Genomic DNA, 14615 nt, shown 5'->3' on the forward strand with positions numbered 1-14615 from the left:
CAACTCTGAGCGGCAGACGTTACAAGATCGCGGGTGCCTCCCCGAAACCCCCGGAGCACCTCCCTCGAAACCTCCGAGAAGACGTCTCAAAACTTCCACTTGACCGGAGGCCCGATCTTGCACCACCCTTTCACTACTCAATTAGTGAAAGGGTGGTGCAAGGCAGTGGTCGAGTACCGCATCGACCGGCGCAGCGGCGTCGCCACCTATCTCCAGATCGTCCAGCAGACCCACCAGGCGCTGCGCCTCGGCCTGCTGGAGCCCGGGGACAAGCTGCCGACGGCCCGTGAGGTCGTCGAAGCCACGGCCATCAACCCGAACACCGTGCTGAAGGCCTACCGCGAGCTGGAGCGCGAGGGACTGGTCGAGGCCCGCCGCGGCCTCGGCACGTTCGTCCGCCGGACGCTCGGCAGCGCGGCCACCGACTCGCCGCTGCGGGGGGAACTCGCCGACTGGGCCGCCAGGGCCCGGCAGTCGGGGCTCGACAGGGACGACGTGGCGGCGCTGTTCACGGCCGTACTGGAAGAACAGTTCGGCGATTCGCAGACCCAGGAGCTGGAAACCAGGGGGGACCCCGCATGACCGACACCGCCATCGAGGCGACAGCACTGACCAAACGCTTCGGACGGAGCCGTTACGCCCTGCGGGACTGCGCCTTCCGCCTGCCCACCGGCCGCGTCTGCGCGGTCGTCGGCCCCAACGGCGCGGGCAAGTCGACCCTGCTCACCCTGGCCGCGGGCCTCGCCCGCCCCACCTCGGGCACGCTCACCGTCCTCGGCACCACACCCGGCGAGGCCCGCGCCCGCGTCGCGTACGTCGCCCAGGACAAGCCGCTCCATCCGCGGCTGACCATCGCGGACACCCTGCGCCTGGGCGCCGAGCTCAACCCGGGCCGCTGGGATGCGGCCACCGCCGAACGCGTCGCGAGCGGCGGCGGGCTCGACCCGGGCGCCCGCATCCGTACGCTCTCCGGCGGCCAGCGCACCCGCGTCGCGCTCGCCCTCGCACTCGGCAAGCGCGCCGAACTCCTGCTCCTCGACGAGCCGATGGCCGACCTCGACCCGCTCGCCCGGCATGAACTCATGGGCACGATCATGGCCTCGGCCACCGAACACGGCACCACCGTCGTGATGTCCTCGCACATCGTCGGCGAACTCGCCGACGCCTGCGACCACTTGCTCCTCGTCTCCGGGGGCCTGGTCCGGCTCGGCGGCGGCATCGACGACCTGATCGGCGCGCACCGCCTGGTCACCGGCCGCGGCCCGGCCGACCGCCTGCACCCGCACACCGTCGTCGAGTCCCGCGCCACGGGCCGCGGCCTCACCGCTCTGATCCGCCCCGAGGCCCCGCTCGGCGACGACTGGGAGGTCGAAGAACCCTCCCTGGAAGAGCTGTTGCTCGCCCACCTCCGCTCGCCCGACGCGCCCCCGCTGCTCACTCCGGGCACGACGGCCCGCTCCCAGGAAGGGGCCACGGCATGAGCCTGCCCACCTTGCGCGGCCCCCGCTGGGTCGACCTGCGCCTGCACCGCACCGCCCTGCTGACCGGCGGAGCCCTCCTCCTCGCCGCGCTCGCCTTCACCGGCTGGCTGCGCTGGGCCGCCCGCGCCTACCCCGAACCCATGGGCCGCTGCGTCTCCGACGGAACCTGCGACACCTTCTTCGGCTTCGCCAGCGCCCGCGACATGCTCTACTCCAGCATGGAGAACGGCTCCGTCGGCCTGCTGGTGCTCCCCGCGCTCATCGGCGCCTTCGTCGCGGGCCCGCTGATCGGGCGCGAGCTGGAATCCGGGCTGTACAAGCTCTCCTGGACCCAGTCGGTCTCCCCCGCGCGCTGGCTCACCTCGAAGCTGACCATCGCCGCCGCGCTCGCCGTGGGCGGGACGCTCTTCCTGATGGCCGTCCTCCAACTCGGCGCGGGCTACGCGATCGGCCGCCGCTCGGACGTGCACTGGGACTACCAAGGCGTCTACGAGGCCACGGGCCCCGTCCTCGTCGCGTACGGCCTGCTGGGCGTGGCCGTGGGTGCCGCCGTCGGCCTCCTCGTGCGCCGCACGCTGCTCGCCGTTTCCCTCACCGCGGTGGTCACCGGGGGCGTGCTGCTGCTCTTCGGCAGTCTCCGCTGGGACCTCTTCCCGACCCGTACGCTCACCGAGACCTCGCGCGTCGGGGGTAGTTGGTACATCTCCGAGCCCTACGACTCCTTCGCCGTGGACCAGGGCGTCACCAACGCCGCCGGAGAACGCTTCATCGAGGGACTGTGCCACCCGAAGCCGACGCCCGGCTACTTCTGCCCCACCGACACCAAGATCACCAGCGCGTACCTGGACTACCACCCCCGATCCCACTTCTGGTACCTCCAGTTGATCGAGACGGGGATCGTCCTCGCGCTCGCGGCCGCCGCGACGTACGCCGCCTTCCGCCTCTTGCGCCGCCGCGCGGCCTGAACCGTACGATCGGCTTGTTTCGTATGCTCGACCGACGGCCCGCCGCCGTGTAGACGCCCGGGGGTCGTCGGCCGATGTCCCGCACGTCATGTCGCCGTAACCAGCGATTCAGACAGGCTTGCGACGCTCACTCAATGCAGCCTGCCGTGCCCGACCCTTCCCCCGTGAACGGGAAGCTCCGCCTCACTCCCGCGCTCTCCGACGCGCCCATCGGCGTGCCCACGCGGAAGAATGGGTCCATGAGCCAGCCGAGCACACAAGGTCAGGTCCAGCACGCCCAGCCCTCCGTCGGCTCGATCGCCGCCCACAGGCCCCACACCATCGCCGCCACGGTCTCCGACCTGGACCCTGACATCGATGCCGACCTCGACGCGTACGACGAGGACGCCCAGATAGGGCACGACGGCGCGGAACTGCCCCAGGGCCGGTTCCTCGACCGGGAGCGCAGCTGGCTCGCCTTCAACGAGCGGGTTCTCGAACTGGCCGAGGACCCGCACACACCCCTCCTCGAACGGGCTAATTTCCTGGCGATCTTCGCCTCGAACCTGGACGAGTTCTTCATGGTCCGGGTGGCCGGGCTCAAGCGCCGCATCGCGACCGGCGTCGCCACCCGTTCGGCCTCCGGCCTGCAGCCCCGCGAGGTCCTGGAGCTCATCTGGAACCGCTCCCGCGAGCTCATGGCCCGGCACGCCGCCTGCTACCAGGACGACGTCGCGCCCGGCCTCGCCGACGAGGGCATCCACCTGGTGCGCTGGCACGAGCTGACCGAGAAGGAGCAGTCCCGGCTCTTCACGCTCTTCCGGCAGCAGATCTTCCCCGTCCTGACCCCGCTGGCCGTCGATCCCGCGCACCCCTTCCCGTACATCTCGGGGCTCTCGCTCAACCTCGCCGTGGTCGTGCGCAACCCGGTCTCCGGCCATCAGCACTTCGCACGGGTGAAGGTCCCTCCGCTGCTCTCCCGCTTCCTGGAGGCCTCCCCGCAGCGGTACGTCCCCATCGAGGACGTCATCGCCGCGCCCGCGCATCTCCAGGAGCTCTTCCCCGGCATGGAGATCCAGGAGCACCACATGTTCCGGCTCACCAGGAACGAGGACCTGGAGGTCGAGGAGGACGACGCCGAGAACCTGCTGCAGGCCCTGGAGAAGGAGCTGATGCGGCGCCGCTTCGGGCCGCCCGTGCGCCTGGAGGTCGAGGAGTCCATCGACCCGAACATCCTCAGCCTGCTGGTGCGGGAACTGAAGATCAGCGAGTCCGAGGTGTACCCGCTGCCGGGACCGCTCGACCTCACCGGCCTCTTCAGCATCGCCAAGCTGGACCGGCCCGAGCTGAAGTACCCCAAATTCGTGGCGGGCACCCACCGCGACCTCGCCGAGGTCGAGTCGGCGTCCGCGCCCGACATCTTCGCCGCCCTTCGCGAACGCGACGTACTCCTGCACCACCCGTACGACTCGTTCTCCACCTCCGTGCAGGCGTTCCTTGAGCAGGCGGCCGCCGACCCGGACGTGCTCGCCATCAAGCAGACGCTGTACCGCACCTCGGGCGACTCCCCCATAGTCGACGCGTTGATCGACGCGGCCGAGTCCGGCAAGCAGGTCCTCGTCCTGGTCGAGATCAAGGCCCGCTTCGACGAGCAGGCCAACATCAAGTGGGCGCGGAAGCTGGAGGAGTCCGGCTGCCACGTGGTCTACGGCCTGGTCGGCCTGAAGACGCACTGCAAGCTCTCCCTCGTCGTGCGCCAGGAGGGCGAGTCCCTCGTCCGCTACTCGCACGTGGGCACCGGCAACTACCACCCCAAGACCGCCCGCCTCTACGAGGACCTGGGCCTGCTCACCTCCAACCAGGAGGTCGGCGCGGACCTCTCCGACCTCTTCAACCGGCTCTCCGGCTACTCCCGCAGGGAGACCTACCGCCGCCTCCTCGTGGCCCCCAAGTCCCTGCGCGACGGCCTCGTCTCCCGCATCAACAAGGAGATGCAGCACCACCGCGCGGGCCGCCCCGCCTACGTCCGCATCAAGGTCAACTCGATGGTCGACGAGGCGGTCGTCGACGCGCTGTACCGCGCGTCGCAGGCAGGCGTCGAGGTGGACGTGTGGGTGCGCGGCATCTGTGCGGTGCGCCCGGGAGTGGCGGGGCTCTCGGAGAACATCCGGGTACGTTCCGTCCTCGGCCGCTTCCTCGAACACTCCCGGGTCTTCGCCTTCGGCAACGGCGGCGAACCGGAGGTGTGGATCGGCAGCGCCGACATGATGCACCGCAACCTCGACCGCCGTATCGAGGCGCTGGTCAGGGTCCAGGACCCGGCGCACCGGGCGGCCCTCAGCCGGCTCCTGGAGACCGGCATGTCGGACACCACCGCCTCCTGGCACCTGGGCGCGGACGGCAACTGGACCCGCCACTCGGTGGACCCGGAAGGCCAGCCCCTGCGCAACGTGCAGGAGATGCTCATAGACGCCCGGAGGCGCCGGCGTGGCACAGCAACACCATGAGATGACGGGTGCGGGCCCGGTCACGGGCACCGCCGGTGAGGCACTCACGGCCTATCTGCAGGACCAGGCCACGGAGTTCCTCCGCTCGCTGCGGCTGCACCGCGAGTCCAGCACGGACGCGCAGGGCGCGGAGGAGTCCCTGGAGGCGTCCATCTCCCTGCGCCGCGCGGCCCGCCGCATCGGCGGCACCCTCCACACGTTCCGCCCGCTCCTCGACGCCGACTGGGCGTCGGCACTCCGCCCCGAACTGGCCTGGCTCTCCGGCACACTGGCCCAGGAGCACGCGTACGCCACCCGCCTGGACCGCCTCCTGGAGGCCCTGCACCGCCTGTCGGGCCCCGCCCCGGTACCGGGGCCGACCGGCCAGGCCGGGACCCTGCACGCCGCCGCGGCCCTGGCCGCACCCGCCGCGGGCAGGCGTTCCGCGGCCCAGCGGAACGGGTGGGCGCAGCCCCGGCCCGCGGTGCCGAGTGCCGCCGACGGGGGCAGTACCCCGCGCGGGCTTGCCGTCGGCGCGGCCAAGGCCGCCGCCCTCCTGGAGCGGCAGCTCACGCTCGCCAGGACCCGGGCGCACTCCACCGCCCTCCAGGCCTTCGGCTCCTCCCGCTTCCACGCGGTGGCGGACAACGTGGCCGTGCTGGCCAGCGAGGTCCCCCTGAAGGGCGCGGAGAAGGACGCGGAGAGAGATCTGGCGGACCAGGCCGAGCAGGCGCGGGCCGACCTCGACGAAGCCGTCGCCGCCCTCCCCCTCGGCCAGGCGGGCCACCCGTACAACGCCGGTGCCCTCGCCCACGGCCTGGCCCCCACGGACACCGCCCCGGACGCCCAGGACGCCCCCTGGCTGCAGGTCCGCTCGCTGCTGCGCCTGCACAGGTACGCGCAGGAGGTCCTCCTGGGCCACGCCCGCCCGGACCCGCGCATCGCGGACGCGAGCCACGCCCTGAACGTGCACCGCGAGGCGGCGTCGGCGGCGGGCGCGGCAGCCCAGGCGGCCAGGACGCCACGGATCGCCCCGGCCACGGCGTACGCGCTGGGGGTGCTCCATGCCGACCAGCGCCATGAGGTCGAGGCGGCCAGGTTCGTCTTCCAGCGGGCCTGGCTGCGCGAGGAGGCGAGGACACGGTGAGGTACCGGGAAGAAGAGACGTACAGGGGAGAAGAGACGTACGGGGGAGATGACAGGCCCGGCGGGGAGAGCACGGTCCTGGCGGCCGGCTGCGTGCTGTGGCGCCCCGCGCCCGCCGCGGGCCACGGGACCGGGTCCGCGCACGGCATCGAGCTCGCCCTGGTCCACCGCCCCAAGTGGGCGGACTGGTCCCACCCGAAGGGCAAGCTCAAGCGCGGGGAGACGTTCGAGGAGGCGGCCCTGCGCGAAGTGCTCGAAGAGACCGGCATGACGTGCGAGCTCGGCGCCGAGCTCACCACCGCCCACTACAGGGACTCCCAGGGCCGCCCCAAGGAGGTCCGCTACTGGGCCGCCGAGGCGCTCTCCGGCGCCTTCGCCCCCAACTCCGAGGTCTCGCACCTGCGGTGGCTCTCGCCCGACGCGGCCCGCCGCCACCTGACGCACCGCAGGGACGTCGGACTCGTCGCCGACCTGCTGGCCGCGCTGGCCTCTTCCGGGGGCGGGCGCTAGCCCTCTCCCCTAGGGCCTGTCTTAGGCCGCCGTGTTCCTCCGCGCGCGGCACTCCGCGCGGAACTCCAGGCCCACCCGGACGGCCAGGACGGCGACGGCGAGCAGGACGGTGACGCCGACGAGGAACGGAATGATCATGCGCTGATCGTATTCGGACCCGTCGGACCAGCATCCATGACGCTATGTAGTAGAAGCGCTACTTTTCGTAGTGATTCGCCTAACCAGGCCGACCGCCGAGGTTCACCCTCCGTTCACTCATGCCCATCGGCCGCTTCACCTGCCCTGCCTAATTTCGGCCTTACAACACGACGTAAGACCTCTACACGCAACACATCGCACGCCGCCAGCATGGGTCGGCGGCTCCCGGAAGGAAGACCCGAAGTGAAGCTTCAGCGCAAGAACCGGCTCCGCGCCCTCTCCCTCGGCGCCATCGCCGTCTCCGGCGCCCTGGCCCTCACGGCGTGCGGCTCCGACGACACGAGCTCGGGCGATGGCGGCAAGGAGACCAACGCCAACGCCAACATCAAGTGCGACGACGCCAAGGGCCAGCTCGCGGCCTCCGGCTCGTCCGCGCAGAAGAACGCGATCGACGCCTGGCGGAAGGTCTACACGACCAACTGCAAGGACGTGCAGCTGAACTACAACCCGACGGGCTCGGGCGCCGGCATCACCGCGTTCCTCCAGGGCCAGACCGCGTTCGCCGGTTCGGACTCGGCGCTGAAGCCCGAGGAGATCGAGAAGTCGAAGAAGGTCTGCAAGAGCAGCCAGGCCATCGACCTGCCCATGGTGGGCGGCCCGATCGCCATCGGCTTCAACGTCCCCGGCGTCGACAAGCTGACCCTGGACGCCGCGACCCTGGCCGACATCTTCAACGACAAGATCAAGACCTGGGACGACAAGGCGATCGAGAAGCTCAACCCCGGCGTCAAGCTCCCCAGCACCAAGGTCCAGGCGTTCCACCGCTCCGACGAGTCCGGCACCACGGACAACTTCACCAAGTACCTGAAGGGCGCCGCCCCGAAGGCCTGGCCCTACGAGCCGGGCAAGTCGTGGGAGCCCAAGGGCGGCCAGTCCGCGAACGGTTCGTCCGGTGTCGCGAGCCAGGTCAAGCAGACCGCGGGCGCCATCTCGTACTTCGAGCTCTCCTACGCCGGTGAGGGCGTCAAGACCGTCGACCTGAAGACCGAGGCCAAGGAGCCGGTGAAGGCCACCGTCGACAACGCCTCCAAGGCCATCTCCGAGGCCAAGGTCGTCGGCAAGGGCAAGGACCTCGCCCTGGAGCTGAACTACAAGCCGACCGCCGAGGGCGCCTACCCGATCACCCTGGTGACGTACGAGGTCGTCTGCGAGAAGGGCAACAAGGCCGACTCGCTCGCCGCCACCAAGTCCTTCCTGACCTACATCGCCAGCGAGGACGGCCAGAACGTCCTCAAGGACAACGACTACGCGCCGATCCCGGCCGAGATCATCACCAAGGTCCGCTCCACCGTCGCGAGCCTGAGCTAGCTGAACCGAGTGCGGCCGGCCCCGCAGTACCGGGCCGGCCGCACCGTCCGGTGCACCGCCGCCACGGAGCGCCTGCGTCACCCGCACGGCGCCTCCGCAGACCGGAGAACCCCATGGACATACCAAGCAATACGACCGCTCCTCCCCCCGTCGACGACGCCGAGCCGACGGCCCCGGTGAGCAAGGCAGCCACCCGCGGCTCCACCCGCCCCGGCGACCGGATCTTCCTCGGCCTCTCCCGGGGCTCCGGGATCGTGCTCCTCCTCATCATGGCGGCCATCGCCGCGTTCCTGACGTACCGCACGACCCTCGCCCTCGCCGACAACACGGGCAACTTCCTCACCACCTTCGAATGGGACCCGGCCGGTGCGAGCACCGGCGGCAAGCCGTACTTCGGCATCGCCGTCCTCGTCTTCGGCACCGTGGTGAGCTCGATCATCGCCCTCGCGATCGCGGTCCCCGTCGCCATCGGCATCGCGCTCTTCATCTCGCACTACGCGCCGCGCAAGCTGGCCGCCCCCATCGCCTACGTGATCGACCTGCTGGCCGCCGTGCCCTCGATCGTGTACGGCCTGTGGGGCGCCCTCGTGGTCGCGCCCAACCTCACCGGGCTCTACAGCTGGCTCGACGACTACTTCGGCTGGACCGGCATCTTCGAGTACCAGGGCGGCGCCCCGCGCTCCCTGATGACCGTCGGCATCCTCCTCGCGATCATGATCCTGCCGATCATCACGAACGTGAGCCGCGAGGTCTTCCTCCAGGTCCCGAAGATGCACGAGGAGGCCGCGCTGGCCCTCGGCGCCACGCGCTGGGAGGTCATCCGCATGTCGGTGCTCCCCTTCGGCCGCTCCGGCATCATCTCCGCCTCGATGCTGGGCCTCGGCCGCGCGCTCGGCGAGACGATCGCCGTCGCCACCGTGCTCTCCCCGACCTTCGTGATCCAGGCCTCCGTCCTCGACTACGGCGGCGGCACGTTCGCGCAGAACATCGCCAGCAAGTTCAACGAGGCCACGGAGTACGGCCAGGACGCACTCATCGCCTCCGGCCTGGTCCTGTTCATCATCACGCTGCTGGTCAACGGCGCCGCCCGCCTGATCATCGCGCGCCGCAAGGAGTACTCGGGGGCCAACGCATGAGCACCACGACACCCACCCCGCCCAACCCCCTCGTCAAGCGTCCCTCGACGCTGAAGGCCGCGAGCCTGCCGCGCTGGTCGCCGCTTGCCGTCGCCGCCGGATCGGCCGCCGTCGCGGTCGGCATCGGCGCCGGGGCGGGCCTGGACAGCCGCATCCAGTGGGGCCTGATCGCCGCCGTCCTCTTCCTCGTCGGGTCGTACGCCCTCGCGGTGACCGTCGAGGGCGCCCGGCAGGCCAGGGACCGCCTCGCCACCTCGCTGGTGTGGGTCATGTTCCTGCTCGCCGTCGTCCCGCTGGCCTCGCTGATCTACGAGACCGTCAAGCGCGGCGCCGAGGTCTTCGACGGATACTTCCTCACCCACTCGATGGGCCTGCTCTCCGACGAGGAGACCGGCGGCGGCATCTACCACGCGATCATCGGCACCCTGGAGCAGGTGCTCCTGGCCTCCGTGATCGCCGTGCCGATCGGCCTGCTCACCGCGGTCTACCTCGTCGAGTACGGACGCGGGAAGCTCGCCAAGACCGTCACGTTCTTCGTCGACGTCATGACCGGCATCCCCTCGATCGTCGCGGGTCTGTTCGTCCTCAGCTTCTGGATCCTGATCCTCGGCTTCGGCTACTCCGGCTGGGCCGGCGCCATGGCGCTCGCCATCCTGATGATGCCGGTGATCGTGCGCTCCACCGAGGAGATGCTGAAGCTCGTCCCGAACGAGCTGCGCGAGGCGTCCCTCGCCCTCGGCGTCCCGAAGTGGCGGACCATCCTCAAGGTCGTCCTGCCCACCGCGATCGGCGGCATCACCACGGGCGTCATGCTCTCGGTCGCCCGCATCGCCGGTGAGACCGCGCCGGTCCTGCTGCTTGTCTGGGTGAACCCCGTGATCAACACGAACCCGTTCGACGGCTCGCAGGGCTCGCTGCCGCTGTACATCTACCAGCAGTACGCGGCGGGCACCGACGCCTCGATCGACCGCGCCTGGGCCGCGGCCCTCGCCCTCATCGGCTTCATCATGATCCTCAACCTGGCGGCCCGCGGCGTAGCCCGCTGGAAGGCCCCCAAGACGGGCCGCTGACGCGGCCACATCAGCGACCCTCTGCACCTCCCTTTTCGAAAGCAGTGATCCCCATGGCCAAGCGAATCGACGTATCGGGCCTGACCGCCTTCTACGGTTCCCACAAGGCGATCGACGACATCTCCATGACCGTGGAGCCCCGCTCCGTGACGGCCTTCATCGGCCCGTCCGGCTGCGGCAAGTCCACGTTCCTGCGCACCCTGAACCGCATGCACGAGGTCACCTCCGGCGGCCGCGTCGAGGGCAAGGTCCTGCTGGACGACGAGGACCTCTACGGCCACGGCGTCGACCCGGTGGCCGTCCGCCGCACGATCGGCATGGTCTTCCAGCGCCCGAACCCCTTCCCCACGATGTCGATCTTCGACAACGTCGCGGCGGGCCTGAAGCTCAACGGCTCGTACAAGAAGTCCGAGCTCAACGACGTCGTCGAGAAGTCCCTCAAGGGCGCGAACCTCTGGAACGAGGTCAAAGACCGCCTCAACAAGCCCGGCTCCGGCCTCTCCGGCGGCCAGCAGCAGCGGCTGTGCATCGCGCGGGCGATCGCGGTGGAGCCGCAGGTGCTCCTCATGGACGAGCCGTGCTCGGCCCTCGACCCGATCTCGACCCTCGCGATCGAGGACCTGATCGGCGAGCTGAAGGAGCGCTTCACGATCGTCATCGTGACGCACAACATGCAGCAGGCGGCCCGCGTCTCGGACCGCACCGCCTTCTTCAACCTCGCCGCCGTCGGCCAGCCCGGCAAGCTCGTCGAGATCGACGACACCGAGCGGATCTTCTCCAACCCGTCGGTGCAGGCCACCGAGGACTACATCTCGGGCCGCTTCGGCTGAGCCGTCCGCCAGACTCCCCGCGGTGCTGCATGGCGGTGCCACCGCAGGGACACCAAGAAGGGCCCGCCCCTGGCTCCCGGGGGCGGGCCCTTCCATGTGCGTGCGCGGTTGCTCACGCCTTACAAGAACGCGAGGTTCACGATCCAGAAGCTGACCGCGGCCACGATCGCGGCCGCCGGCATCGTGATGAACCAGCCCAGAATGATGTTCTTGGCCACGCCCCACCGGACCGCGTTGACCCGCTTGGTCGCGCCCACGCCCATGATCGCGGACGTGATGACGTGGGTCGTCGAGATCGGCGCGTGGAACATGAACGCCGTGGTGAACATGATGCCCGCGCCGGTCGTCTCGGCCGCGAAGCCCTGCGGCGGGTCCAGCTCGATGATCTTGCGGCCGAGGGTCCGCATGATGCGCCAGCCGCCCGCGTACGTACCGGCCGAGAGCATCAGCGCACAGGCGATCTTGACCCAGATCGGAATGGGCGCGTCGGCGCTCTGCACGTCGGAGATGACGAGCGCCATCACCACGATGCCCATCGTCTTCTGCGCGTCCTGCAGACCGTGACCGAGGGCCATACCGGCCGCCGACACCGTCTGCGCGATGCGGAAGCCCCGCTTGGCCTTGTGCGGGTTGGACTTGCGGAACATCCACATGATCGCGCACATCACCAGATAACCGGCGACGAGGCCGATCACCGGCGACAGGAACATCGGGATGACGATCTTGTCGATGACGCCGGACCAGATGACCCCGATGCCACCGGCGAGCGCCGCGCCGACCATGCCGCCGAACAGTGCGTGCGACGAGGACGAGGGCAGCCCGAAGTACCAGGTGATGAGGTTCCACACGATGGCGCCGATGAGCGCCGCGAAGAGGATCCACATCCCCTTGTCGCCGTGCGGGGTCTCGATGATCCCCTCGCTCACGGTCTTGGCGACCCCGCTGCCCATGAAGGCACCGGCGAGGTTCATCACCGCGGCCATCGCGAGCGCCGCGCGAGGCGTCAGCGCACGCGTGGAGACGGAGGTGGCGATGGCGTTCGCGGAGTCGTGAAAGCCGTTCGTATACGTAAATCCGAGCGCGACGCCGATCGTCACGATCAAAGCAAAGGTGTCCATGGCGAGGCCTCAGGACTCCTTGACCGCGATGGTCTCCACAGTGTTCGCCACGTGCTCGAAGGCGTCGGCGGCCTCTTCCAGCACATCCACGATCTGCTTGAGCTTCAGCACCTCGATGGCGTCGTACTTGCCGTTGAAGAGCTGGGCCAGGAGCTTGCGGTGGATCTGGTCGGCCTGGTTCTCCAGACGGTTGACCTCGATCCAGTACTCGGTGAGGTTGGCCATCGTCCGCAGATTGGGCATGGCCTCCGCGGTGAGCTCGGCGGCTCGCGCGAGGACCTCGATCTGCTGCTCGACGCCCTTGGGGAGTTCCTCGACCTGGTAGAGGACGACCAGGTCGACGGCCTCCTCCATGAAGTCCATGATGTCGTCGAGGGACGACGCGAGGTTGTAGATGTCCTCGCGGTCGAACGGCGTGATGAACGAGGAGTTCAGCTGGTGGAAGATCGCATGCGTCGCGTCGTCTCCCGCGTGTTCCGCGGCCCGCATACGCTCTGCGATCTCGGCCCGTGCGGAGGAGTCCGCTCCGAGCAGTTCCATCAGGAGCTTCGAGCCCGTGACGATGTTGTCCGCGGATGCGGCGAACATGTCGTAGAAGCTCGTCTCCCTGGGGGTCAGACGAAAGCGCACGTGGGGTCCTCGGGGTGCTTTGGATGCGGTCAGGCTGATGCTAGGCGCATCATCCGGCCACGGCTAACCGGCCGCCCCCCAGTGTCGCCCATCAGGCACAGTGATCAGCACACCCCCCGAGAAATCGGCTATCATATACCCACCGGGGGTATATAGATCTGCAGAAACACAGAAGAAGCCCGGAAGTCCAGGAAGTCCAGGAGGAGGACGTCATGACGACCACCGAGGCGGCCGACGCGGCCGTGCCGACCCCGGGGGCGCCCGAAGCGCCCTCCGACCACGACCGCGGAGTGCACGGCTACCACAAGCAGAAGGACGAGCACCTCAAGCGTCTGCGCCGCATCGAGGGCCAGATCCGCGGCCTGCAGCGCATGGTCGAGGAGGACGTCTACTGCATCGACATACTCACGCAGGTCTCGGCCAGCACGAAGGCCCTCCAGTCCTTCGCCCTCCAGCTCCTGGAGGAGCACCTGCGGCACTGCGTGGCCGACGCGGCGGTGAAGGGCGGCACGGAGATCGACGCGAAGGTCGAGGAGGCGACGAAGGCGATCGCACGCATGATGCGCACGTGACGCTCCCGTCAGGGGGAGACGGCTCCCGGGATGCCCCGCGCGTCACGCCGGGACGCCGGGACGCTGGGACGCCGGGACGCCGTCACCGCAAGTCGTCGCCGGGGTCCCGCTCGTCGGCGACCTGGAGGACCTCGTCGATGCGGTCGAAGCTCAACCGCTCGGCCGCCGCACTCGCCGCAATGATGAGCTCGCCGCACAGTTCGATCTCGGCGAGGGCGACGTGGTCCTGAACCGCCGTACCGCCACGCATCGGAGCCACGTTCATCACCTCTTCCTGATGCCGACTTCCTAGGGTAGGGAGCGGTCTACGCACCGCGCATGGCACGGACGGACCATTTCCACCAGTCGTACGCGACTACTGCCCGGCAATCTTCCCGGCAAAGATGTCCTTCTCGGCCGGAAGTCGTACCTTCGCCGGCACCCCGAAGTCATAGAGCAACGTGGTCGACGCCACGTTCGCGTCGGCCACGGCGAACCGCTGCCGCAGCTTCCGCACCCGCCCCCGCTCGTCGAGGAAGACGTCGAAGGGCACGCGGCCCCTGCTGAACCCTTTCGCCGCCGCCACCCCGAGCGCACCACGCTGACCTGCGGAAGCCGCCCGGGCCGCGGCACGCAGGTCCACGACACCGCGATAGTGCCGCACCTCCACCCCACCGACCCGCTCCTCTCCCACGTACCCCACCTTCCTCGCCCCGCGCAGCAGCTCCGCCGCAGCGAGGGGATCCGTGGCGCCGCCGGTGACGAGGTTGCCGTCGGAGAGCGAACGTGTCTCGATCCGCACCCACTTGTCGGCGGGCACCCCGGCCCCCCGGTTCTTCATGTACAGCGCTCCCGCGGTCATCAGCTCGGTGATGGGCCGGTGCTCGTCGGCGCCCGCGGGGTCCGGCGGCAGCATCACCTCGAACCGTCCCCGCTGCCGCCCGAAGTCGTAGACACCCTTGCCGCGGATGGTCACGCGCGTACCGCCGCTGGCCATCTCCATGGAGGTCGACGCCTGCGAACTGCCCGACCCGACCAGGGAGTCCGCGGCCTTGCGCACGACGTCGGCGGGGTCGCCCGCGCCATTGCCGTCGGCGGCGGCGCCGGTGTGCGAACACCCGGAGGTGACGGCCATCAGTCCGACCGCCGCGGCCGCGACGACCGCTCCGCCCGTGCGCCTGTGCCGATGCACCATCGCCCGTCTACC

General features: G+C 69.7%; 15 protein-coding genes. 11 read left to right on the forward strand and 4 right to left on the reverse strand.

The genetic code is table 11. The features are described 5' to 3' along the window. The first annotated feature begins 165 nt into the window (after positions 1–165). From ABZV77_RS37240 to pstB, 10 genes are all read left to right on the forward strand, one after another. The gene (locus ABZV77_RS37240) at positions 166–582 is read left to right on the forward strand and encodes a GntR family transcriptional regulator (RefSeq protein ID WP_356266849.1); all 417 of its coding nucleotides are present in this window, start codon (positions 166–168) and stop codon (positions 580–582) included. After that, positions 579–1481, forward strand: a complete 903-nt coding sequence (locus ABZV77_RS37245; protein ID WP_356266851.1) for an ABC transporter ATP-binding protein — start codon at positions 579–581, stop codon at positions 1479–1481. Before ABZV77_RS37240 ends, ABZV77_RS37245 begins: the two co-directional genes overlap by 4 nt. Then, positions 1478–2446, forward strand: a complete 969-nt coding sequence (locus ABZV77_RS37250) for an ABC transporter permease (RefSeq protein WP_356266853.1) — start codon at positions 1478–1480, stop codon at positions 2444–2446. Before ABZV77_RS37245 ends, ABZV77_RS37250 begins: the two co-directional genes overlap by 4 nt. Before the next feature lie 239 nt (positions 2447–2685). After that, entirely contained in the window at positions 2686–4932 is a 2247-nt protein-coding gene (locus tag ABZV77_RS37255; RefSeq protein ID WP_356266855.1) for an RNA degradosome polyphosphate kinase, read from the forward strand. Beyond that, a complete protein-coding gene (locus ABZV77_RS37260) occupies positions 4913–6058 on the forward strand; it encodes a CHAD domain-containing protein (RefSeq protein ID WP_356266857.1) in 1146 nt (381 codons plus the stop codon). The genes ABZV77_RS37255 and ABZV77_RS37260 overlap by 20 nt, the downstream gene beginning before the upstream one ends. A gap of 92 nt (positions 6059–6150) precedes the next feature. Further along, positions 6151–6567 carry an NUDIX hydrolase gene (locus ABZV77_RS37265; protein ID WP_356266930.1) on the forward strand — a complete coding sequence of 139 codons (417 nt, stop codon included), beginning with the start codon at positions 6151–6153 and terminating at the stop codon, positions 6565–6567. Between the two features lie 381 nt (positions 6568–6948). Next, positions 6949–8073 (forward strand): phosphate ABC transporter substrate-binding protein PstS, encoded by a 1125-nt coding sequence (gene pstS, locus ABZV77_RS37270; RefSeq protein ID WP_356266859.1) that lies wholly within the window; start codon positions 6949–6951, stop codon positions 8071–8073. A gap of 113 nt (positions 8074–8186) precedes the next feature. Further along, positions 8187–9209: a phosphate ABC transporter permease subunit PstC gene (gene pstC / locus ABZV77_RS37275; RefSeq protein WP_356266861.1), complete on the forward strand. Its 1023-nt coding sequence runs from the start codon at positions 8187–8189 to the stop codon at positions 9207–9209. Continuing rightward, positions 9206–10279, forward strand: coding sequence for a phosphate ABC transporter permease PstA (pstA, locus tag ABZV77_RS37280; protein ID WP_356266863.1), 1074 nt, complete (start codon positions 9206–9208; stop codon positions 10277–10279). Before pstC ends, pstA begins: the two co-directional genes overlap by 4 nt. 53 nt (positions 10280–10332) lie before the next feature. Continuing rightward, positions 10333–11109: a phosphate ABC transporter ATP-binding protein PstB gene (gene pstB / locus ABZV77_RS37285; RefSeq protein WP_356266865.1), complete on the forward strand. Its 777-nt coding sequence runs from the start codon at positions 10333–10335 to the stop codon at positions 11107–11109. Between the two features lie 119 nt (positions 11110–11228). Here pstB and ABZV77_RS37290 read toward each other — a convergent pair whose 3' ends face one another. Both ABZV77_RS37290 and ABZV77_RS37295 read right to left on the reverse strand, forming a co-directional pair. Continuing rightward, a complete protein-coding gene (locus tag ABZV77_RS37290) occupies positions 11229–12227 on the reverse strand; it encodes an inorganic phosphate transporter (RefSeq protein ID WP_356266867.1) in 999 nt (332 codons plus the stop codon). 9 nt (positions 12228–12236) lie between these two features. Further along, positions 12237–12857, reverse strand: coding sequence for a DUF47 family protein (locus tag ABZV77_RS37295; protein ID WP_055567145.1), 621 nt, complete (start codon positions 12855–12857; stop codon positions 12237–12239). A gap of 212 nt (positions 12858–13069) precedes the next feature. On the opposite strand from ABZV77_RS37295, the gene ABZV77_RS37300 reads away from it, so the two are divergent. After that, positions 13070–13429, forward strand: coding sequence for a metal-sensitive transcriptional regulator (locus ABZV77_RS37300; protein WP_055567144.1), 360 nt, complete (start codon positions 13070–13072; stop codon positions 13427–13429). Between the two features lie 82 nt (positions 13430–13511). Here ABZV77_RS37300 and ABZV77_RS37305 read toward each other — a convergent pair whose 3' ends face one another. Then, positions 13512–13694, reverse strand: coding sequence for a hypothetical protein (locus ABZV77_RS37305; RefSeq protein WP_356266870.1), 183 nt, complete (start codon positions 13692–13694; stop codon positions 13512–13514). A 90-nt stretch (positions 13695–13784) separates the two neighbouring features. Next, positions 13785–14603, reverse strand: coding sequence for a hypothetical protein (locus tag ABZV77_RS37310; RefSeq protein WP_356266872.1), 819 nt, complete (start codon positions 14601–14603; stop codon positions 13785–13787). Positions 14604–14615: the final 12 nt, after the last annotated feature.

This window comes from Streptomyces sp. NPDC004732, assembly GCF_040609235.1.
GTDB lineage: Bacteria > Actinomycetota > Actinomycetes > Streptomycetales > Streptomycetaceae > Streptomyces.

What these genes read in the sequence shown, in the direction of transcription:
- ABZV77_RS37290 (WP_356266867.1), bottom strand. Translation starts at nt 12,227, where the DNA reads ATGGACACCTTTGCTTTGATCGTGACGATCGGCGTCGCGCTCGGATTT.
- pstB (WP_356266865.1), top strand. Translation starts at nt 10,333, where the DNA reads ATGGCCAAGCGAATCGACGTATCGGGCCTGACCGCCTTCTACGGTTCC.
- ABZV77_RS37255 (WP_356266855.1), top strand. Translation starts at nt 2,686, where the DNA reads ATGAGCCAGCCGAGCACACAAGGTCAGGTCCAGCACGCCCAGCCCTCC.
- ABZV77_RS37305 (WP_356266870.1), bottom strand. Translation starts at nt 13,694, where the DNA reads ATGAACGTGGCTCCGATGCGTGGCGGTACGGCGGTTCAGGACCACGTC.
- ABZV77_RS37300 (WP_055567144.1), top strand. Translation starts at nt 13,070, where the DNA reads ATGACGACCACCGAGGCGGCCGACGCGGCCGTGCCGACCCCGGGGGCG.
- ABZV77_RS37250 (WP_356266853.1), top strand. Translation starts at nt 1,478, where the DNA reads ATGAGCCTGCCCACCTTGCGCGGCCCCCGCTGGGTCGACCTGCGCCTG.
- ABZV77_RS37245 (WP_356266851.1), top strand. Translation starts at nt 579, where the DNA reads ATGACCGACACCGCCATCGAGGCGACAGCACTGACCAAACGCTTCGGA.
- pstC (WP_356266861.1), top strand. Translation starts at nt 8,187, where the DNA reads ATGGACATACCAAGCAATACGACCGCTCCTCCCCCCGTCGACGACGCC.
- ABZV77_RS37310 (WP_356266872.1), bottom strand. Translation starts at nt 14,603, where the DNA reads ATGGTGCATCGGCACAGGCGCACGGGCGGAGCGGTCGTCGCGGCCGCG.
- pstA (WP_356266863.1), top strand. Translation starts at nt 9,206, where the DNA reads ATGAGCACCACGACACCCACCCCGCCCAACCCCCTCGTCAAGCGTCCC.